Origin of the sequence: Tardiphaga robiniae, assembly GCF_013359755.1 — a bacterium.
Classification (GTDB): Bacteria; Pseudomonadota; Alphaproteobacteria; order Rhizobiales; family Xanthobacteraceae; genus Tardiphaga; species Tardiphaga robiniae.
Map to the genome: position 1 here is coordinate 431,457 of NZ_JABMCJ010000094.1, position 19,654 is coordinate 451,110.

General features: G+C 62.1%; 19 protein-coding genes and 1 tRNA gene. 14 read left to right on the top strand and 6 right to left on the bottom strand.

Annotated elements, in window-relative coordinates; genetic code table 11:
- Positions 1–57: 57 nt before the first annotated feature.
- Entirely contained in the window at positions 58–1,026 is a 969-nt protein-coding gene (locus tag HP556_RS28350) for a complex I NDUFA9 subunit family protein (protein ID WP_175369382.1), read from the bottom strand.
- 163 nt (positions 1,027–1,189) lie between these two features.
- Between HP556_RS28350 and HP556_RS28355 the strand changes: the two genes are divergently transcribed.
- A tRNA-Leu gene (locus HP556_RS28355) sits at positions 1,190–1,276 on the top strand.
- A gap of 149 nt (positions 1,277–1,425) precedes the next feature.
- Here HP556_RS28355 and HP556_RS28360 read toward each other — a convergent pair.
- The 3 genes from HP556_RS28360 to HP556_RS28370 all read right to left on the bottom strand — a co-directional run bounded on the left by HP556_RS28360 (position 1,426) and on the right by HP556_RS28370 (position 3,554).
- Positions 1,426–2,061 (bottom strand): 2-dehydro-3-deoxy-6-phosphogalactonate aldolase, encoded by a 636-nt coding sequence (locus HP556_RS28360; RefSeq protein WP_175369383.1) that lies wholly within the window; start codon positions 2,059–2,061, stop codon positions 1,426–1,428.
- Entirely contained in the window at positions 2,058–2,981 is a 924-nt protein-coding gene (locus HP556_RS28365) for a 2-dehydro-3-deoxygalactonokinase (protein ID WP_420878724.1), read from the bottom strand. Before HP556_RS28365 ends, HP556_RS28360 begins: the two co-directional genes overlap by 4 nt.
- Before the next feature lie 114 nt (positions 2,982–3,095).
- Entirely contained in the window at positions 3,096–3,554 is a 459-nt protein-coding gene (locus HP556_RS28370) for a hypothetical protein (RefSeq protein WP_175369385.1), read from the bottom strand.
- Between the two features lie 380 nt (positions 3,555–3,934).
- Here HP556_RS28370 and HP556_RS28375 point away from each other — a divergent pair, with 380 nt between their 5' ends.
- The 6 genes from HP556_RS28375 to HP556_RS28400 are packed head-to-tail and all read left to right on the top strand — an operon-like array spanning position 3,935 to position 11,964.
- Complete coding sequence (locus HP556_RS28375) at positions 3,935–4,024, top strand: K(+)-transporting ATPase subunit F (RefSeq protein WP_081421711.1); 90 nt, start codon at positions 3,935–3,937, stop codon at positions 4,022–4,024.
- Positions 4,025–4,052: 28 nt separating this feature from the next.
- Complete coding sequence (kdpA, locus tag HP556_RS28380) at positions 4,053–5,756, top strand: potassium-transporting ATPase subunit KdpA (protein ID WP_175369386.1); 1,704 nt, start codon at positions 4,053–4,055, stop codon at positions 5,754–5,756.
- 20 nt (positions 5,757–5,776) lie between these two features.
- Positions 5,777–7,900 (top strand): potassium-transporting ATPase subunit KdpB, encoded by a 2,124-nt coding sequence (kdpB, locus tag HP556_RS28385; protein WP_120287716.1) that lies wholly within the window; start codon positions 5,777–5,779, stop codon positions 7,898–7,900.
- A gap of 11 nt (positions 7,901–7,911) precedes the next feature.
- Positions 7,912–8,517 carry a K(+)-transporting ATPase subunit C gene (locus HP556_RS28390; RefSeq protein WP_175369387.1) on the top strand — a complete coding sequence of 202 codons (606 nt, stop codon included), beginning with the start codon at positions 7,912–7,914 and terminating at the stop codon, positions 8,515–8,517.
- A gap of 40 nt (positions 8,518–8,557) precedes the next feature.
- On the top strand, positions 8,558–11,278 hold the full coding sequence (locus HP556_RS28395) for a sensor histidine kinase (RefSeq protein WP_175369388.1): 2,721 nt from the start codon (positions 8,558–8,560) through the stop codon (positions 11,276–11,278).
- A complete protein-coding gene (locus HP556_RS28400; RefSeq protein ID WP_175369389.1) occupies positions 11,275–11,964 on the top strand; it encodes a response regulator in 690 nt (229 codons plus the stop codon). Before HP556_RS28395 ends, HP556_RS28400 begins: the two co-directional genes overlap by 4 nt.
- Positions 11,965–11,991: 27 nt before the next feature.
- Here the strand turns inward: HP556_RS28400 and HP556_RS28405 are convergent, their stop codons facing one another.
- Entirely contained in the window at positions 11,992–12,531 is a 540-nt protein-coding gene (locus tag HP556_RS28405) for a MarR family winged helix-turn-helix transcriptional regulator (RefSeq protein WP_158596735.1), read from the bottom strand.
- Between the two features lie 202 nt (positions 12,532–12,733).
- On the opposite strand from HP556_RS28405, the gene HP556_RS28410 reads away from it, so the two are divergent.
- The 3 genes from HP556_RS28410 to HP556_RS28420 are packed head-to-tail and all read left to right on the top strand — an operon-like array spanning position 12,734 to position 15,220.
- A complete protein-coding gene (locus tag HP556_RS28410; RefSeq protein WP_210269356.1) occupies positions 12,734–13,264 on the top strand; it encodes a flavin reductase family protein in 531 nt (176 codons plus the stop codon).
- 51 nt (positions 13,265–13,315) lie between these two features.
- Positions 13,316–14,815 carry a 4-hydroxyphenylacetate 3-hydroxylase family protein gene (locus tag HP556_RS28415; RefSeq protein WP_175369391.1) on the top strand — a complete coding sequence of 500 codons (1,500 nt, stop codon included), beginning with the start codon at positions 13,316–13,318 and terminating at the stop codon, positions 14,813–14,815.
- Positions 14,816–14,839: 24 nt separating this feature from the next.
- Entirely contained in the window at positions 14,840–15,220 is a 381-nt protein-coding gene (locus tag HP556_RS28420) for a cupin domain-containing protein (RefSeq protein ID WP_089266367.1), read from the top strand.
- Here the strand turns inward: HP556_RS28420 and HP556_RS28425 are convergent.
- Positions 15,202–16,038 (bottom strand): NYN domain-containing protein, encoded by an 837-nt coding sequence (locus HP556_RS28425; protein ID WP_175369392.1) that lies wholly within the window; start codon positions 16,036–16,038, stop codon positions 15,202–15,204. The genes HP556_RS28420 and HP556_RS28425 overlap by 19 nt on opposite strands.
- A gap of 162 nt (positions 16,039–16,200) precedes the next feature.
- Here HP556_RS28425 and HP556_RS28430 point away from each other — a divergent pair, with 162 nt between their 5' ends.
- From HP556_RS28430 to lptB, 4 genes are all read left to right on the top strand, one after another.
- Positions 16,201–16,815: a ribonuclease D gene (locus HP556_RS28430; RefSeq protein WP_068730302.1), complete on the top strand. Its 615-nt coding sequence runs from the start codon at positions 16,201–16,203 to the stop codon at positions 16,813–16,815.
- Between the two features lie 175 nt (positions 16,816–16,990).
- Positions 16,991–17,740: an LPS export ABC transporter periplasmic protein LptC gene (gene lptC / locus HP556_RS28435; protein WP_175369393.1), complete on the top strand. Its 750-nt coding sequence runs from the start codon at positions 16,991–16,993 to the stop codon at positions 17,738–17,740.
- A gap of 5 nt (positions 17,741–17,745) precedes the next feature.
- Entirely contained in the window at positions 17,746–18,417 is a 672-nt protein-coding gene (locus HP556_RS28440) for an LptA/OstA family protein (protein WP_420878726.1), read from the top strand.
- 197 nt (positions 18,418–18,614) lie between these two features.
- Positions 18,615–19,631 carry an LPS export ABC transporter ATP-binding protein gene (lptB, locus tag HP556_RS28445; RefSeq protein ID WP_175369395.1) on the top strand — a complete coding sequence of 339 codons (1,017 nt, stop codon included), beginning with the start codon at positions 18,615–18,617 and terminating at the stop codon, positions 19,629–19,631.
- The last annotated feature ends 23 nt before the right edge of the window (positions 19,632–19,654 follow it).

The window sequence follows — 19,654 nt, forward strand, 5'->3', positions numbered from 1 at the left end:
ACTCTGCTGTCATCCCCGCCGCGCACGCCTTCGGCGTGCCAGGCGGGGACGATATCGTCAGTTTATGCCGTTATGTGCGAACTGACCGGTGGCGCGGAAGCGCCAGAGATATTGTGGCGCAATCGCTTCCAGTGAATCAGCGGCAATACCCAAGCCATCCAGCGTTAGACCGGCCGCCTTGGCGGCTTCCGACACCACATTGTCGACACCAAGCATGGCGACCTGATCCGGCGTCAGTTTGAAGTCGCCCGGGGCGAACTGCAGGAAATAGGACTGCAGCTTGGCGATGGCCGCCGGCACCGGCAGCGTCATGCGCTTGCGCTCGATGGTCGCGAGGATGATGTCGATGATTTCACTCATCGTTAGCACTTCCGGGCCGCCAAGTTCATAGGTGGCGCCTGGCTTGGTCTTGCCGTCGACGGCATCGGCCGCAGCCTGGGCGACATCGCCCACATAGACCGGCTGCATTTTGGTCGTGGCGCCGAACACCGGCATCACCGGGGCCATCCGGGCGAGATTGGCAAATCGATTGGTGAACTGATCCTCGGGGCCGAACACGATCGACGGGCGCAGGATGGTCGCGGAAGGCACAGCCGCCAGCACGGCCTGCTCGCCGGCCGCCTTGGCGCGGGCATAGGCCGATTCGGAATCGGCATCGGCGCCGATCGCTGAAAACTGCACCATCCGCGCGCCGATCTCGGCGGCAGCCTGCGCCACCGCGCCGGCGCCTCGCGCCTGCACGGCATCAAAGGTCTGCGCGCCGCTTTCGGTCAGGATACCCACCAGATTGACGACGATGCTGGCGTCGCGCATCGCGGCCTTGATCGAGGCGGGGTGGCGCAAATTGGCCTGAACGATATTGATCTGTCCGACACGGCCAAGCGGTTGCAGATGGCCGGCCAGTTCCGGCCGACGCACGGCGACCCTGATCCGGTATTCGCGCTTGGCCAGCGCGCGGACCACATGGCGTCCCACGAAGCCGGATCCGCCGAAAACCGTAACGAGGGTGTCGATGGGGGCAGCCATGGATCAGTTCCTTGAGTCAGTCATGCAAGGGCAAAACGGGGGAATTTAGACCAATTCGCGATACGCCAACGCGCGGGGCCTGTACAGCGGATTTGGAATTGAACGAAGCAATTTGACAAGCGCGTAACGGCCCCCTACTAACCGCGCCACGTGCCTCGCACGTGCCCAGGTGGCGGAATTGGTAGACGCGCTGGCTTCAGGTGCCAGTGGCTTAACGGCCGTGAAGGTTCGAGTCCTTTCCTGGGCACCACGGTGCTCCTAAGTCTCTGATATTCAGAGCAATTCAATGAATTTGACAGTTTGGGGTTGCGCGGTCGATGCGTGCGGGCGCGGAGGTGTTTCTGCCTTGCCGCCGCCGCGAAGCGCGCAACAACCGCAAACAGACACTTCACTCTGCTTCTAGCGGGCCATCGCCTGATCATAGGCCACGACAGACGCCTGCGCGGTCGCCTTCACCTCGATAGCGCTCATTCCAGGCCGGTACAGGCTGCTGCCAAGGCCGAAGGCCTGTATGCCGGCGGCGACATAGTCCGCGAAATTCCGATCGGAAACACCACCAACAGCCCCGATCACGACATCCCTGGGCAGAACCGCGCGAATGGCGGCGATACCGGACGGGCCGAGGATCGACGCCGGAAAGAATTTCAGGGCGGACGCACCGGCGCGGAGCGCGAGGAAAGCTTCGGTCGGCGAGAACACGCCGGGCATCGTGACCATGCCGCGGCTCGCCGCCATTGCCAGCACATCGACATCGACATTCGGGCTCACCATCAGACGCCCGCCGACATCGGCGACGCGGGCGCAGTCATTCGCGGTGAGGACAGTGCCGGCGCCGATCAGGGTGTCGTTGCCAAATCGTTTGCAGATCCGTGCGATGGAATCGAACGGATCGGGCGAGTTCAGCGGCACTTCGATCATCTCGAAGCCGGTGTCGATCAACGTCTCGACGATGCTCTCCACCTCGTCGGGCTGCACGCCGCGCAGAATGGCGACGAGCGGACGCTTCACGGTGGGCCAACGGATTGGCTGGTTCATGTGAACTGAGCTCCCCACAGATGGATTGCGGCCTTGGTCAGGCCGTGTTGCGACGCGCGTTCGGCATCGACGATGGCGACCTCGAAGCCGGCAGCCGCAAGCGCCGACGCATAGAGATCCTTGAGCGCGCCGGCGCCGATCAGGCGCACCGGATGCCGCGCGCCATAGCGCGATCCGGCATCGGCGATTTCGGTGCCGATCAGGAGGCCCGACAGGCGTGCCGCGCCGTCGGCCTGTTGCTGGAAGCCGAGCAGTTGCGCCGCGCGCAGGCTGAAGAGCAAGGCGGTGAGGCCCGTCGGCGCATCGAGCGCGCGTTGCAGGGCGTCGCGGAACGCGTCATTCGCGGCGGGCGACGGCGCGTCGTGATCCACAGCGTGTTTCAGGATGCTGTGTTGAGTAATGACCGAAAAGAGCTCGCCGGTCATATAGGTCGTGAATGACACCACGCTGCCGGACTCGATCCATACCCATTTGCTGTGGGTGCCGGGAATGCAGACCAGACCGGTGAAGCCGGGCTCGGTCACGCCGAGCAGTTGCGTCTCTTCGCCGCGCATGACGTCGGGTGCCGCGGCGTCGGCTTGCGCGATGCCGGGTAGGATACGCACGTCGCCTTGCGTGTCGACACGCTGCGCACCGTCGTGCAAGGCGTCGAGGCGTGTCGGTGTGTGCAGATAGGGCGCTTCGATCCAGCCCTGTCGTGCGCCGGCCATACCACAGATCAACACAGGCAGGTTCTGCATTCCGCCAAGTTTGGCAAGATGATCGGCGAGCACCGGAGCGAAGCCTGCAGTCGCGCAATGCAGCATGCCTTCAGGCCCGCGCGTCTCCGCAAGCACGCTGCCATCGGCGGCCATCAACCAGCCTCGAAAGCTGCTGGTGCCCCAATCGACCGCAACGAAGGCCGGTTTGTCTGATGTCACGTTTTGCTCTGGCTTGTCATGGCACGAATTTGTGCCGAGCATAGCCGAAAGCCTCACTCTTGGAAGGCTGTTCGCGGCGGTCGAGCTACAGCATTTCGCACCGACCCTCTTCGCTCAATAGTAATTCTCACACAGCATCGGCTCGGAATCGGTGGGTTGGATCGCGCGCACGGGCGTTTGCGTCAGATGCGGCGTGCCTCCGCGGCTAACAACAGCGCGAAATGCATCCAGGATCGCCATCGCCATGTCTGGGTGATGCGTCTCGACGGCGCTGTCCAACCAGTCAGGAAGGTCACGCTGGTTCGAGAGAGCGCAATGCCATTCACCTTCGTCATAAGCGAGCCGACGCAGTTGCCACCGCGGCAGTTCGATCACGATCAGGGCAAGCGCGGCATCGGTCCAGGCGCCGACAGCGACCAGGCGGTCGAGGCGCTGGGCCTCCGCTGTGCGACGCATTGCCGGCAGGCGCTTGCAGGTGGTGAGGCAGATCGCGGTGAAACTCGTAGCGTCAAGCGGAGCCGTTTCGGATGGCGCTTCGGAAAGGGGCGTTCGCTGAATCGAGATGAACGACATGACGGGTCTCCATGAACAGCGCGATCTTCGGAAGACCGCATCATGCAATATCCGTAATCCGTCATTTGAATACGAGGCAGCTTCGGGCACGAAGATATAAAGGCTGCATAAGCGCCCGAGGATTAGCGGCGCACGCGCACGCGCTCCGCCACGTCTTTATGAGATTCCTATAAGTTCGCTGCTGGCCTCATCTCGAAAATCTACGTCCTGAATGGCACCTGATCGTGCATCGGGCGCGCGAGCCGTTTGCTCCGTGCCGCCGCAGTCATTGCATCAGGAGCATTCCATGCTGGACATCGTCATGCTGGCCCTCGGGCTCGGCTTTTTCATTCTCACCCTGGGCTACGCCTATGCTTGCGAGCGGCTGTGAGGAGCGCATCATGATTTTCGATTACACGCTCGCCGGCTTCGTGTCCGCGGCATTGCTGATCTACCTCACTTACGCGCTGCTGCGACCCGAGCGGTTCTGAGCGCGCGCACCTCAAAAGGTCAACTGACATGACAATGATTGGCTGGATTCAAATTGCTCTGTACTGCGCGGTGGTTCTCGCGCTGGTGAAGCCGCTCGGCGGCTACATGACATCAGTCTTCAACGGCGAGCGTACGTTCCTCTCTCCGATTCTGCGGCCGGTCGAAGCCGGTCTGTACTGGATCGGTGGCGTCGACGAGAAACGTGAGCAGCACTGGCTGACCTATACGGTTGCCATGCTGCTGTTTCATGTGGTCGGCTTCCTCGGTCTCTACGCGATCATGCGGCTGCAGGCCGTGCTGCCGTTCAATCCTGCCGGGCAGTCCGCGGTCGCCGAAGATCTCTCCTTCAACACCGCGATCTCCTTCATCACCAACACCAACTGGCAGAACTACGGCGGCGAAAGCACCATGTCGTATCTGACCCAGATGCTGGGTCTGACGGTACATAACTTCCTGTCGGCGGCGGCCGGCATCGCATTGGCCGTGGCACTGATCCGCGGCTTCGCACGGTCGTCGATGCGCACCATCGGTAATTTCTGGGTCGATATTACCCGTTGCACGCTCTATGTGCTGCTGCCGATCTGCATCGTCTACACGCTGTTCCTGGTCTGGCAGGGCATGCCGCAGACGCTCGGCGCCTATGTCGATGCGACCACGCTTGAAGGTGCGAAGCAGACCATCGCGGTTGGCCCCGTTGCGTCGCAGGTTGCCATCAAGATGCTCGGCACCAATGGCGGCGGCTTCTTCAACGCCAATGCGGCGCATCCGTTCGAGAACCCGACGGCGCTGTCGAACTTCATCCAGATGATCTCGATCTTCGCGCTAGGTGCGGCGATGACCAATGTGTTCGGCCGCATGGTCGGCAACCCAAGGCAAGGCTGGGCGATTCTGGCCGTGATGGGCGTGCTGTTCATTGTCGGCGTTGCCATCACCTATGGCGCCGAAGCCTCGGGCACCACAGGCCTGAATGCACTCGGCCTCACCGGCGGTAATATGGAAGGCAAGGAACTGCGCTTTGGCATTGTCGCCTCCAGCCTGTTCGCGGTCATCACCACGGCGGCATCCTGCGGTGCGGTCAATGCGATGCATGACTCGTTTACAGCGATTGGCGGCATGATCCCGCTGATCAATATGCAGCTCGGCGAGATTATCGTCGGCGGTGTTGGTGCCGGTCTCTACGGCATGCTGCTGTTCGTCGTGCTGGCAATCTTCGTCGCCGGTCTGATGGTCGGCCGCACACCGGAATATGTCGGCAAGAAGATCGAGGCGCGTGAAGTGAAGATGGCGATGCTCGCCATTCTCGTCCTGCCGCTGATGTATCTTGGTTGGACCGCGGTGGCGGTGGTGTTGCCCTCGGCCGTGGCCTCCATGGCCAATGCCGGGCCGCATGGCTTCACCGAGGTGCTCTACGCTTTCACCTCGGCCACCGGCAATAACGGCTCGGCCTTCGGCGGGCTCACCGGCAACACCTTCTTTTACAACCTCACACTGGCGAGTTCGATGTTCGTCGGCCGCTTCTTCATGATCGTGCCAGCCATGGCGCTGGCCGGATCATTGGCCGCGAAGAAGTCGATCCCGGCTTCGGCCGGCACCTTGCCGACCACCGGCGGACTGTTTGTCGGTCTCGTCATCGGCGTGATCCTGATCATCGGCGGTCTCACTTTCTTCCCGGCGCTCGCGCTCGGGCCGATCGTCGAGCACCTCGCGATGACCGCCAGCACCCTGTTCTGATCGGATTTGGAGTTATGTCCATGGAAACGTTGAAACTGCAGAAGCGAGTGCCGGTCTCGGCCATGCTCGATTCGAAAATTGTCATCCCAGCCATCGGCTCGGCTTTCAAAAAGCTTGATCCGCGGCTGATGATCAAGAATCCCGTGATGTTCGTGGTCGAGGTCGTCGCCGCACTCACCACGGTGATCTTCATCAAGAACGTCATCACCGGCGGAAGCGATCTGGGATTTGCGTTCCAGATCATCCTCTGGCTCTGGTTCACGGTGCTGTTCGCCAACTTTGCCGAAGCCGTCGCCGAAGGGCGCGGCAAGGCGCAGGCGGAATCGCTGAAGAAGACCCGCACCGAAAGCCAGGCCAAGCTGCTCACCGGCAGCGACAGCGGCGACAAGAGCTACCGCATGGTCTCGGGCACCAGCCTGAAGGTCGGCGATGTCGTGCTGGTGGAAGCCGGCGACAACATCCCGTCCGACGGTGAAGTGATCGAAGGCGTGGCTTCAGTTAATGAGGCGGCGATCACCGGCGAGTCTGCACCTGTCATTCGTGAATCCGGCGGCGATCGCTCGGCGGTCACCGGTGGCACGCAGGTGCTGTCCGACTGGATTCGCGTCCGCATCACCGCGGCGCAAGGCTCGACTTTTATCGACCGCATGATCAAGCTGGTCGAAGGCGCCGAGCGGCAGAAGACACCGAACGAGATCGCACTGAACATCCTGCTGGTCGGGCTCACCATCATTTTCGTCTTCGCCACGGTGACGATCCCGAGCTATGCGGCTTATGCTGGTGGTTCGATCTCGGTGGTGGTGCTGGTGGCTTTGTTCGTGACCCTGATCCCGACCACCATCGGCGCGCTGTTGTCGGCGATCGGCATTGCCGGCATGGATCGTCTGGTGCGCTTCAACGTGCTGGCGATGTCCGGTCGTGCGGTGGAAGCTGCCGGCGACGTCGATACGCTGCTGCTCGACAAGACCGGCACCATCACGCTCGGCAATCGTCAGGCGACAGCCTTCCGTCCGGTGCGCGGCGTGACCGAACAGGAACTGGCCGATGCGGCGCAGCTTGCATCGCTCGCGGACGAAACCCCGGAAGGCCGCTCCATCGTCGTGCTGGCTAAGGAGAAATACGGCATCCGCGGCCGCGACATGGCCGAACTGTCAGCGACTTTCGTGCCGTTCACCGCACAGACCCGAATGAGCGGTGTCGATGCCGGTGGCTCGTCGGTCCGCAAGGGAGCGGTGGATTCGATACTCGCTTACGTCAACGGTGGCGCGTCGTTCGCCGTGGCGTCCGGCAACACCGTGCGTGCGATGCAGCCGGCCGCGATGTCGGACACGGCACGTGAAATCCAGGCGATCTCCGACGAGATTGCAAAGGGCGGCGGCACCCCGTTGGCGGTTGCGCGCGATGGCAAGCTGCTCGGCGTCATCCATCTGAAGGATATCGTCAAGGGCGGCATCCGTGAGCGTTTCGCCGAACTGCGCCGCATGGGCATCCGCACCATCATGATCACCGGCGACAATCCGATGACCGCTGCAGCCATCGCAGCCGAAGCCGGCGTCGATGATTTCCTGGCGCAGGCGACACCCGAGGACAAGCTGCAGCTTATCCGCGACGAGCAGGCCAAGGGCAAGTTGGTGGCGATGTGCGGCGACGGCACCAACGACGCGCCGGCACTGGCGCAAGCCGATGTGGGCGTTGCGATGAACACCGGCACGCAGGCGGCGCGCGAAGCGGGCAATATGGTCGATCTGGACTCCAATCCGACCAAGCTCATCGAAGTCGTCGAAATTGGCAAGCAGCTCCTGATGACGCGGGGGGCGCTGACCACGTTCTCGATCGCCAATGACGTGGCGAAATACTTCGCCATTATCCCGGCGATCTTCCTCGCCTTCTATCCGCAGCTTGAAGCGCTCAATGTCATGAAGCTGGCGAGCCCGCAGAGCGCCATCCTGTCGGCCATTATCTTCAACGCGATCATCATCATCGCGCTGATTCCGTTGGCCCTGAAAGGCGTCGCCTATCGCCCGATCGGCGCCGGCGCACTGCTCGGCCGCAACCTGCTGATCTACGGCCTCGGCGGCATCATCGTTCCGTTCATCGGCATCAAGGCGATTGACCTCGTCGTCACCGCCCTGCACCTGGTTTGAGGAGTTACATTATGTTGAGAGAAATTCGCCCAGCCATCGTTCTGCTGCTCGGCCTCACGGCCATCACCGGTTTCGGCTACCCGCTCGCGATGACGGGCGTCGCTGAAGCCATCATGCCGAACCAGGCGCAAGGGAGCCTCATCGAACGGGACGGCAAGGTTGTCGGCTCGTCCCTGATCGGTCAGGAATTCAAGGGTGAGGAATACTTCCACGGCCGCCCGTCGGCGACCCTGGGTCCCGACCCGCAGGATTCCACAAAGACGGTGCCGCAGCCTTACAATGCCATCAACTCGATGGGCTCCAATCTCGGCCCGACCAGCAAGGCGCTGATTGACCGCGTGAAGGAGGACGTCGAGAAACTGAAGGCAGAAAACCCGTCGATGCCGGTGCCGATCGATCTCGTGACCACCTCAGGCAGCGGTCTCGACCCGAACATTTCGCCGGAGGGTGCGCTGTTTCAGGTGCCCCGTATCGCCAAGGCGCGCAAGCTGCCGGAGGACCGCGTCCGCCAGCTGGTGACAGATAAGGTCGAAGGCCGCCTCGGCGGTCTGCTAGGCGAACCGCGCGTTAACGTTCTTGCCTTGAATCTCGCGCTGGACGCCGCCGCACTGAAGTAGGCCGTCTAGGCCGCAGCCGTAGCGGAGACTATATTGCCTTATGGCAAATCAGCGCCGCGATCCCGATCAACGACCTTCGCCTGAAGCCTTGCTGGAAACAGCGAGGCGCGAGGAAGGTGCGGCCGGGCGGTTGAAGATTTTTGTCGGCGCCGCTCCCGGCGTCGGCAAGACCTACGAGATGCTGCAAAGCGCCCATGCCAGGCGCAAGGCGGGTGTCGATGTGGTGGTCGGTGTCGTCGAGACCCACGGCCGCGCGGAGACCGAGGCGCTGCTCACGGGCCTTGAAGTCATTCCCCGGCGCCGGATCGATCACAAGGGTCAGGTCCTCGAGGAAATGGACCTCGATGCGCTGATTGCGCGGCGCCCGCAGATCGCATTGGTGGACGAACTCGCCCATACCAACGCGTCCGGCAGCCGGCATCCGAAACGTTATCTCGACGCCGCAGAATTATTGGCCGCAGGGATCGACGTCTACACGGCAGTCAATATCCAGCACATCGAAAGCCTGAATGATGTGGTCGCCCAAATCACTCATGTGCGGGTGCGCGAGACCGTGCCGGATTCGGTGTTCGATCGTGCAGACGCCATCGAGCTGATCGACCTCACCCCGGACGATCTGATCCAGCGGCTGAAGGAAGGCAAGGTCTACGTTCCCAAACAGGCCGAGCGTGCGCTGGAACATTATTTCTCGCCCGGCAATCTCACGGCGTTGCGCGAGCTGGCGTTGCGCCGCACGGCCGACCGGGTCGATGAGCAATTGCTCACGCATATGCAGGCCAATGCCATTGCCGGCCCGTGGGCTGCCGGCGAACGCATTCTGGTCTGTATCAGTGAGGACCCGCGCTCAGCCGGGCTGGTGCGCTACACCAAGCGTCTCGCGGATCGGCTTCACGCGCCGTGGACGGCGGTCAGCATCGAGACGCGACGTAGCCTTCAACTCACCGAAGAACAGCGCGACCGGCTGGCCGATACGCTGCGGCTTGCCGAGGCACTTGGCGCCGAAGCGCTGACGATTCCGGGCGCAGGCCGGCGGATCGCCGACGATCTGCTCGGCTATGCGCATGCCAACAACGTTACCCAGATCGTGATTGGCAAGGCATCACGGTCGTGGTGGTTCGAGCTGGTGCGCGGTTCGGTGGTGCATGATCTCGTGCGGCGCGCCGGCAATATCAGTGTGCATGTGATCGCCGGCGATGCGTTGCCGACAGAGCCGGCTGCGAAACGTGCGCAGATGACCGATCGCGTCGAGCCGTTCGATGCAAAGCCCTATATTGCGGCGCTGGCGGTCGTGGCGGTGGCTCTTGGGGCCGCAACGCTGCTGCGTCCGATCTTCGGGATCGAGAATGTCGATCTGATGTTTCTCACCGCCGTGGTCGGCGTCGCCGTGCGCTTTGGTCTCTGGCCATCGCTGCTGGCAAGCGTCGTGGCATCGCTGAGCTATAACTTCTTCTTCCTGCCGCCGGTCTATACGCTCACCATCACCGATCCGACCAATGTGGCGGCCTTCTTCTTCTTCATGCTGATCGCCATTCTGGTGTCCAATGTGGCGGCGCGGGTGCGCACCCAGGCCGTCTCGGCCTTTGGCCGCGTGCGCACAACCGAGTCGCTCTACGCGTTCAGCCGCAAGCTCGCGAGCACGGCGGCGCTTGACGACGTGCTGTGGGCGAGCGCCTATCAGATCGCATTGATGCTGAAGGTGCGGGTTGTACTGCTGCTGCCGGAGCAGGGCGTGATCACCGTCAAGGCCGGGTATCCGCCTGAGGACGAATTGGACAAGGCGGATCTGGCCGCTGCCAACTGGGCCTGGAGCAATGATCGCCCGGCGGGTCGTGGGTCCGATACGTTACCCGGCGCGAAGCGGCTGTTTCTTCCCATGCGCACCGGCCGTGGGCCGATCGGCGTGATCGGCATCGACGATGACCGTACGGGTCCGCTGCTGACGCCGGACCAGCGCCGGTTGCTGGATGCACTTGTGGACCAGAGCGCACTCGCGATCGAGCGCGTACAACTCGTCGAAGACATGGACCGTGCGCAGCGCAACGTCGAATCCGATAGGTTGCGTCAGGCGCTGCTGACCTCGATCTCGCATGATCTGAAGACGCCGCTGGCCTCCGTGCTCGGTGCGGCTTCCACGCTGCGCGATCTATCGCTGAAGCTCAGCGAGGCCGAGAAGGCCGATCTGCTCGGTACGGTAATCGACGAATCCGAACGGCTGAACCGCTTCATCGCCAATCTGCTGGATATGACCAAGCTGGAATCCGGTGCCGTGGTGCCGAATGCAACGCTGCAGGATCTCACCGAGATCGTCGGTAGCGCGCTGCGCCGGGCCGGCAAGATCCTCAGCAGGCATCGCGTCACGCTCGATCTGGCGCCAAACCTGCCGATGCTGGAGCTTGATGCGGTATTGTTCGAGCAGGTGCTGTTCAATCTGCTCGACAATGCCGCGAAATATGCCCCGGATGACACCACCATCACGATCAGGGCCATGCGCGATGCGGACTCAGTCTCGCTGCAGGTGACGGACGAGGGGACGGGCATTCCACCCGCCGATCTCGAGCAGGTGTTCGATAAATTCTATCGCGCCAACAAGGGCGATCACGTTCGGGCGGGCACCGGCCTCGGCCTTGCGATCTCCCGGGGCTTTGTTGAGGCAATGCGTGGCACTATTTCGGCCACCAATCGCGCCGACCGATCAGGCGCCGTGCTGACCATCCGCCTTCCCATCCCGCCGGCCTCCGAAGCTCTGGACACCGCCGCATGAACACCGCTGCCATCAAGGTCCTGGTCATCGATGATGAGCCGCCGATCCGCAAATTGCTGCGCATGGGCCTCAGCACCCAGGGTTATGACATCCTTGAGGCCAGCAACGGCAAGATCGCGCTGGAGAAATTGGCGGAGAAGCCCGCTTTGATCATTCTCGATCTGGGCCTGCCGGACATCCAGGGCCACGATCTGCTGCAGATGATTCGCGCCCGCGACGACAGCGTGCCGATCGTGGTGCTGTCCAGCCGCGGCGATGAAGCTGGCAAGGTGCAGGCGCTCGATCTCGGTGCCGACGACTATCTCACCAAGCCGTTTGGCATGGATGAGCTGCTGGCACGCATGCGGGCCGCGCTCAGGCATCAGCTACAGGTTCATGGCGAGCGGCCGGTATTCCGCTCCGGGGAATTGTCGGTCGATCTGGTGCGTCGCATCGTCAAGGTGGGTGACCGTGAGGTGAAACTGTCACCAAAGGAATATGAGTTGCTGCGGGTCCTGGTGCAGCATGCCGGCAAGGTGCTGACCCATCGGTTTCTGCTGAAGGAATTGTGGGACGAGCTCACCGACGCACAATATCTGCGCGTTTATGTCCGCCAGCTGCGTCAAAAGATCGAGCTCGATCCGGAGCGCCCGCAATTCGTCCTGACCGAAACGGGTATCGGCTACCGGCTGCGCGCCGGAGAATAGCTAACGACAAACCCGTCAAACAGCAGGTTATTTGGTCTGCCGGGCGACCGATGCCGGTGCGTTGTAGTCCAGCAGCCGGATTGCCTCGTCGGCGGCGTCCACCATCTCCGACATCAGCTTGCGCGTTCGCTCGAAATCCGCAGCCGACATGCTGCGAAACAGCATATCGTTCACCGGACGCTGAACGGGTGCCAGTTCATTGAGCAGCGCGCGCGCTTTCGGCGTGATGGTCAGAATGACGCGGCGGCGATCTTCCTCATCGGTCTCTTTTTCAACAAGGCCGTTTGATACCAGCTTGTTGATCTCGATCGTAATGAACGCGCCGCTGAAGTGCAGGTGCTCGGCGACCTGATTGACGCCGATCTTCTCATCCGTGCCGCTCAAATGAGCAATGGCGATCAGCACCGTGTATTGCGTGCCGGACAGGCCGATCACTGCGCCGAGTTGCCCGCGCACAGCCTGAAGCCGCGCCGAAAACGCCAATGTGTCATGGACAAATTGGCGGAAAGCCCGATCCGATCCGTCGACCATCAATTGTGGCCGCGAAATCGTCGGTTCTACCTTCATTTTACGTGATTTGCTCTTAATCGCCATCAGGTCCCCGCACACCTATGAGTCGTATAGCGGCGGCGTTACGCACAAACAAGTTGGAACCAGTGCGTTTTGATAGCAGGCCAGCCATGCTTGACAGCGCGCACTTTCGTTCGATAATATAGCTTTGTTATAAAGCTAATGCGCGTCGTTCAGGTTTCGCGATCAGGAGATGACCATGGGCGCCACTGCGGACGTGGATCCTCGCGCCTTCCGACAGGCGCTCGGACAGTTTGCCACCGGCGTCGCCGTGATCACGGCCGAAGCGGCCGATGGCCAGGCGATCGGCTTGACCATGAGTTCGTTCAACTCGGTCTCGGTGGACCCGCCGCTGATCCTGTTCTCGATCGACCGCAAGGCCTTCAGCCTCAAGGCGATGACCGAGGCCAAAGGTTATGCCGTGAACATCCTCGGCCGCGATCAGGAGCATCTGTCGAACAAGTTCGCCAGGGCGCTCGGCGACAAGTGGGCGGCGGTCGAACATACGCTGGGCCATGAGGCGGCGCCCCTGATCGCCGGCGCGCTCGCACACTTCGAATGTGCGCCATACGCGCAATATGACGGCGGGGACCATGTGATCTTCGTCGGCCGGGTGGTGAAGTTCAGCGCCTATCCGGCCAACGAGCCGTTGGTCTTCTTCCGTGGGGCCTATCGCAGCCTTGCAAGCACCGAGCGCAGCCCGGAATGGCCGCTGCCGATGCACTACTGAAATAACGCACCTGAAAATGCTATCCATGACTGAAAGTGATCGAGGCAACCCATGATCAAGACCGGCGAACAGCATATCGCGAGCCTGCGCGATGGCCGTGAAATCTATCTCGATGGCGAGCTGGTGGATGACGTGACCACCCATCCGGCGTTCCGGGGTGCGGTGGCCTCGATTGGGCGGATGTTCGATTTCCAGAGCGCGCCGGAAAATCGCGAGCTGATGACTTTCGAGACCGAGACTGGCACCCGAGCCAACCGGATCTGGGAATTGCCCGGCAGCTATGATGCGCTGGTCAATCGTCGCCGTGGCCTGGAGGCCTGGACCGAGCTGCATGCCGGCTTCATGGGCCGCGCGCCGGATCACGTCGCTTCCTGCATCGCCGGCATGTATATGGGCGTCGAGGTATTCGAGGCCTACGACAAGGATCGCGCGAAGGCGCTGGCGGATTACTATCGCTACGCCCGCGACAACGATCTTTACCTCACTTATGTGATCATCAACCCGCAGGCCGACCGCTCCAAGAGCGCGGCCGAGCAGGCCGATCCGTTCCTGTCGGCGGGCGTAGTGTCGCGCGATGCCGAGGGCCTGACGATCCGTGGCGCCAAGATGTTGGCCACCGGCGGCATCATGGCGAACGAGGTGTTCGTCACCTGTATCCAGCCGCTGCAGCCCGGCGATGAGAAATATGCGGTGTCTTTCGCGGTTCCGATGAACACCAAGGGTCTGAAGGTTCTGTCGCGCAAGTCCTATGAAGCTGCGTCGCCGTCCGTGTTCGACAATCCGCTGTCGAGCCGCTTCGATGAAAATGATGCCGTGCTGTACTTCGACGACGTGAAGGTGCCTTGGGATCGGGTGTTCATCGTCGATGACATCGCGATGTGCCAGAAGCAGTTCCACGCGACCCCGGCGCATGTGTATCAGAACTATCAGGCCATGATCCGGCTCTCGGTGAAGCTGCGCTTCCTGATCGGGATCGCGCACCGGACCGCCGAGACCAACGGCATAGCCGGCTTCCCGCAGGTCAGGGAAATGCTCGGCCAACTCGCAGCCGAAGTGTCGATGGTCGAAGCCTTCGTCGTCGCGATGGAGACCAAGGGCACGCAGCGCGGCGCTCATTACGTGCCGGACCGGGCGATGCTGTATTCGGCACAGGTCCTCACCCAGCAGCTCTATTCCAAGGTCATCAACACGCTGCGCGAGCTCGCCGGCGGCGGCATGATCATGCTGCCGTCCTCGGTGAAGGATTTTGCCAATCCGGAATTGGCGCGTCTGATCGGCAAGACCCAGCAGTCCCCCGCGGCCAGCGCGACCGAGAAGGTCAAGTTTTACAAGCTGGCCTGGGACGCGGTCGGCTCCGAATTCGCCTCGCGTCACTCGCAATACGAGATGTTTTTCGCCGGCGCGACCTTCGTCACCAAGGGCCATGCCTTCCGCACCTATGACTGGATGAGGTCGGCGGCGTTGCTCGACAAGATGCTGTCCAGCTATGACCTTGCCGATGAAGTCTCCACCTCAACGGCGCCGGCTGCCTCGCCGCGCGCTGTCGCTTGATCTGTCCCCTCAGGAACACTGACCATGGCCATCAATAAACTTCACGATGAATTCCGCACCGTCGATATGTCTTCGGGATGGGAGACGCCCGCGGGCTATCCGGCCGGCATCCAGCAGAAGATCCTGTCGGGGGCGCTCGACGAAGTGAACAAGCGTGGCAGCCGCACCCGCCTGCTGCGCTTCGAGCCGGGCGTCTACACCACCGAGCCGTTCGTGCACGAATATTGGGAAGAAGTATTCCTGTTCACCGGCGACCTGATCGTCGGCAATGACAAGCAGGGCAATGGCGGCGAGTCCTTCAAGCCGAATACCTATGCCTGCCGTCCGCCCGGCGCCTATCACGGTCCGTTCAAGTCGGTCGGCGGCTGCGTGTTGATGGAAATCCACTATTTCGACCCGGCCTGAGCCGTTTCGCGTCTCCTCCTGATGGCGGCGCGCTTTCTTTGTGGCGCGACCGCTGCTTCTTCGGAAGGTTTCTCCTCGGCCGGCGTGGCCGTCTTCGGTTTGATCCGAAGTCGCAAACGTCCGGTTGAGCCCTCTCCGACCTCGAATGTCTCCATTTTGCGCACCAGGTCGCTCAGCTTCTTAAAGCCGTAGGTGCGGACGTCAAAGTCGGACACGGTGTTCGGAAGTTGTTCTCCGACCCGGTCCAGATTGACCCAGCCGTCTTCGTTGCTCAGTTGGGATACCACCTTTTCCAGAATGGGAACTGCGGCAGCGGGGCTTTGCAAGGCTGCTGGTTTTGATGGTTGCTCTGTGCTTGCCGTTGCGCGTTCGGGTCTCAGGTTCTCCGTATAGATGAAGCGCCGGCACGCCTGCCGAAAACTCTCGGGTGTTTTCCGCGTGCCGAAGCCGTAGACGTCAGCGCCCTGCTCGCGGAGCCGTGAGGCGAGACGTGTGAAGTCGCTATCGGAGGACACCAGGCAAAAGCCGTCGAACCGCCCGCTATGCAGCAGGTCCATCGCGTCGATCACCAGCGCGATGTCGGACGAGTTCTTGCCCTTCGTGTAGGCGAACTGCTGATAAGGATCGATGGCGTGCTTTTGCAGGATGTCGGCCCAAGATCTGAGCTGCGGACTTGAGAAGTCGCCGTAGATCCGGCGAACGCTGGCTTCGCCGAATTTGGAGATTTCCTCGAACAAGCTGCCGGCAATCTGCGGAGACGTGTTGTCGGCATCGATCAGGACCGCGAAACGGGGCAAACGCTGCTGTGCGACGTTCATCTGCAACCTCTGCCCGCTGGATGAATGGCCCGCTCAGTCTGTCAGCTTTTTGCTGCAGGCGAAACATGCCTGGGGGAGCGTATCTCTCGTCAGCCCGGCCATTGCGCGGTAAAGTCACCCAAATCCCGCGAATCGCGGGCGCTGAAAGAGGCAATTGAGACCATGACCATCCGCCTGCATCGCGGCGATCTGCCGGATTTGAGCCGTTACACCGATTCGGTTGCGATCGACACCGAGACCATGGGTCTCAATCCGCATCGCGACCGGCTATGCGTGGTGCAGCTTTCGCCCGGCGATGGAAGCGCTGATGTCGTGCAGATCCCGATGGGCCATACGGACGCGCCGAACCTGAAGAAGCTGCTCGGCGATCCCAAGGTGACCAAGATCTTTCACTTTGCGCGGTTCGATCTCGCCGCTCTCTACAATGCGCTCGGCGTCATGCCCGAGCCGGTCTATTGCACCAAGATCGCCTCCCGCCTGTGCCGCACCTATACCGACAGGCATGGTCTCAAGGACCTGGTCCGCGAAGTCCTCGGCGTCGATCTGTCGAAGCAGCAGCAGTCGAGCGACTGGGGCAGTCAGACTCTCAGCGAGGCCCAGCTATCCTACGCGGCATCGGACGTGCTGCATCTGCATGGGCTGCGCGAACGGCTGAACGTCATGCTGGCGCGGGAGGGCCGCACCGAGCTGGCGCAGGCCTGTTTTGACTTCCTCCCGACCCGGGCCAAACTCGACCTGTCGGGTTGGGAAAACGAGGACATTTTCGCTCATTCGTGACCGGCCTGCGGCGAAGTGACTTTCTGAAACAGTTCAGGATCCCTCCCGCCGCGTTTCGGTCATACTCCTCGTTCTGGTGGGCGGGGCTGCAAACCGGTGCATTTCAGCGTAGACTGGCGCCGGTTTGGCAGGCCTTTCGGTGTGGCCCTTTTTGGCATGGCCCGTTGGAGCGACGGTGAGTTCAGTTCAGATTCCCAGCTATCAGGCGGGCATGGATGCGCGGTTCAGGGCCGCGGCACGCCATAGCCGTCTGGTGCGTCTGCTGCGGATTGCTGTCCCTGCCGTCGTGATCCTGTCGATGGCGGCAATTGTCGGCGTGTCGATCTTCAATCCGTTCCGGATCCTCGCCAAATTGCCGCTCGACATGGGCAATCTGGTCGTTTCGGGGACCAAGATCACCATGGAGACACCGCATCTGGCCGGATTCTCGCCGGACGGACGGCCCTATGAGTTGTGGGCCAAGGCCGCGACGCAGGATCTGACGGATCCCGACAATGTCGAACTAACGACCTTGCGCGCCAAGGTGATGATGGAAGACAAGTCGACGATGACGATGGATGCCCGCACCGGGAAGTTCAATTCGAAATCACAGATGCTCTATCTGTATCAGGACATTTTCCTGCAAACGACGACCGGCTACGAAGCCAAGCTGACACAGGCGAACATTGATATTGCCAATGGCACGGTCACGTCGGACGAACCGGTCGATGTCAAACTTCTCAACGGCACTTTGCTCGGGCAACGGATGCGCATCACGGAACACGGTGAGCTGGTTAGGTTCGAGGGCGGTGTGTCGATGAACCTGAAGATGGACCCGCCTTCGCCGGACGCTTCGGCTCAGCCTGAGACCGTGGCGGAGCCCGAAGCCGCGCCGGAGCCCGTGAAACCGCGGGCCGCCAACGGCAAGCGCCCCAACGCGAAATGAATGTGATGATTTTTCCCGTCAGTAATGTCCGATTCCGCGGGGTGACCGGCGCTGCGATCGCCGTGCTCGTGCTGGCTTTCACAGCCGATGCAAATGCGCAGAGCGCGGTGCAGGGTGTGCCGAATGCCATGCAGGGCTTCTCGCAGAATCGCGATCAGCCTATCCAGATCGAGGCCGCATCGCTGGAAATGCGCGACAAGAAAAAGGAAGCGACCTTCGCAGGCGATGTGAAGGTCGTGCAGGGCGATACCACGATGAAGTCGAAGACTCTTGTGGTCTTCTATGACGGCGGCGGCTCCGCGAACGAGCCGGCGGCCAAGGCTGCGCCCAAGGCGCCGATCAAGGCGGCGCAGCCCGGCCCTGGCGGCTCGTCGGCGATCAAGCGACTTGAAGCGCGCGGCGGGGTCATCGTCACCCAGAAAGATCAGGTTGTCACCGGCGAGACGGCGGTGTTCGACACCCGGACCAATCTCGTCACCATGCAGGGCAATGTTGTGCTCACCCAGGGCAAGAATGTGCTGCGCGGCGATCGTCTGACCGTGGATATGACCACGGGCACCTCACGCGTCGAATCCAACAGCGGCAGGGTCCAGGGCATGTTCGAGTCGTCCGGCCAGAAGGGTGGCGGGGGCCCGACCTCGATCATACCCGGGCCTGGAGGCGGAAAACCCAAGTAACTCGAAGGGTTTGCCGATATAGACGAGCCGGATCCGGTTGAATCTGGCTGCGTAACCCGTTATCGCCATTGTTTTAATCGACATGGAAGGCTTGGCGTTCGGCTGGGCAAGGGACATCTAGTCCGCCATGCTGTTCCCAGTGATCGAACATGCCGCGACCTGGCGCGGATGACGTTTAAAGGCTGATCGAAGCGCGAATGGTTGATTTCCTCGGCATGTTCCGTCGGCGCGCTCCAAAACGCGGTCCGCAGGGTTTTGCGCGGTCGCCGGTCGACATCACGGCGCTCGGCGACAGCATGGGCGACATGCTGGGCAATCCCAGCCGTGAGGCGCCGCCACTCGCGCGGACCGCCCCGGCCGATACGCCCCAGGTTCCGCAGGCCCGGGGGGAGACGCCGCGTGCCCCACAGCCTGCGCCGGCCCGCCGTCCGGACAAGGCGCCGCCGCGGCCCCGGACCAACGGCGCCGCCGCGCCAAAAGCGACCCCGCGCGCGGGTTATCTGGCCGTCCATAATGTGAAAAAGAGCTTCGGTTCACGCCAGGTTACCCGCGGCGTCAGCATTTATGTTCGCCGCGGCGAGGCCGTCGGTCTGCTCGGACCGAACGGCGCCGGCAAGACCACAGTGTTCTACATGATCACCGGCCTGATCAAGCCCGACAGCGGGGCCATTGAGCTTGACGGCCACGACGTCACCCAGCTGCCGATGTATCAACGTGCGCGCCTCGGCATCGGCTATCTGCCGCAGGAAGCCTCGATTTTTCGCGGCCTCACGGTCGAGCAGAACATCCGTGCGGTGCTGGAGGTCGTCGAGCCCAGCCGCAAGAAACGCGAGCGCGAGCTCGACGGGCTGCTCGAAGAGTTCAACATCCAGAGACTGCGCAAGTCGCCGTCGATCGCGCTGTCCGGCGGTGAGCGCCGCCGCGTTGAAATTGCGCGCGCGCTGGCGACGCGGCCGAATTACATGCTGCTCGACGAGCCCTTTGCCGGCATCGACCCGATTGCCGTGGGGGATATTCAGGACCTGGTCCGTCACCTGACCAATCGCGGCATCGGCGTGCTCATCACCGACCACAACGTGCGCGAAACGCTGGGGCTGACAGACCGCGCCTACATCGTCTATGCTGGTGAAATCCTGACGGAAGGATCTCCTGAGGAGATCGTGGCTGACCCGGACGTGCGTCGGCTTTACCTTGGCGAGGAATTCCGCCTCTAGACCAAATTTACAATTCGTCAAGC

What these genes read in the sequence shown, in the direction of transcription:
- HP556_RS28350 (WP_175369382.1), bottom strand. Translation starts at nt 1,026, where the DNA reads ATGGCTGCCCCCATCGACACCCTCGTTACGGTTTTCGGCGGATCCGGC.
- HP556_RS28360 (WP_175369383.1), bottom strand. Translation starts at nt 2,061, where the DNA reads ATGAACCAGCCAATCCGTTGGCCCACCGTGAAGCGTCCGCTCGTCGCC.
- HP556_RS28370 (WP_175369385.1), bottom strand. Translation starts at nt 3,554, where the DNA reads ATGTCGTTCATCTCGATTCAGCGAACGCCCCTTTCCGAAGCGCCATCC.
- HP556_RS28375 (WP_081421711.1), top strand. Translation starts at nt 3,935, where the DNA reads ATGATTTTCGATTACACGCTCGCCGGCTTCGTGTCCGCGGCATTGCTG.
- kdpA (WP_175369386.1), top strand. Translation starts at nt 4,053, where the DNA reads ATGACAATGATTGGCTGGATTCAAATTGCTCTGTACTGCGCGGTGGTT.
- kdpB (WP_120287716.1), top strand. Translation starts at nt 5,777, where the DNA reads ATGGAAACGTTGAAACTGCAGAAGCGAGTGCCGGTCTCGGCCATGCTC.
- HP556_RS28390 (WP_175369387.1), top strand. Translation starts at nt 7,912, where the DNA reads ATGTTGAGAGAAATTCGCCCAGCCATCGTTCTGCTGCTCGGCCTCACG.
- HP556_RS28395 (WP_175369388.1), top strand. Translation starts at nt 8,558, where the DNA reads ATGGCAAATCAGCGCCGCGATCCCGATCAACGACCTTCGCCTGAAGCC.
- HP556_RS28400 (WP_175369389.1), top strand. Translation starts at nt 11,275, where the DNA reads ATGAACACCGCTGCCATCAAGGTCCTGGTCATCGATGATGAGCCGCCG.
- HP556_RS28405 (WP_158596735.1), bottom strand. Translation starts at nt 12,531, where the DNA reads ATGAAGGTAGAACCGACGATTTCGCGGCCACAATTGATGGTCGACGGA.
- HP556_RS28410 (WP_210269356.1), top strand. Translation starts at nt 12,734, where the DNA reads ATGGGCGCCACTGCGGACGTGGATCCTCGCGCCTTCCGACAGGCGCTC.
- HP556_RS28415 (WP_175369391.1), top strand. Translation starts at nt 13,316, where the DNA reads ATGATCAAGACCGGCGAACAGCATATCGCGAGCCTGCGCGATGGCCGT.
- HP556_RS28420 (WP_089266367.1), top strand. Translation starts at nt 14,840, where the DNA reads ATGGCCATCAATAAACTTCACGATGAATTCCGCACCGTCGATATGTCT.
- HP556_RS28425 (WP_175369392.1), bottom strand. Translation starts at nt 16,038, where the DNA reads ATGAACGTCGCACAGCAGCGTTTGCCCCGTTTCGCGGTCCTGATCGAT.
- HP556_RS28430 (WP_068730302.1), top strand. Translation starts at nt 16,201, where the DNA reads ATGACCATCCGCCTGCATCGCGGCGATCTGCCGGATTTGAGCCGTTAC.
- HP556_RS28440 (WP_420878726.1), top strand. Translation starts at nt 17,746, where the DNA reads ATGATTTTTCCCGTCAGTAATGTCCGATTCCGCGGGGTGACCGGCGCT.
- lptB (WP_175369395.1), top strand. Translation starts at nt 18,615, where the DNA reads ATGGTTGATTTCCTCGGCATGTTCCGTCGGCGCGCTCCAAAACGCGGT.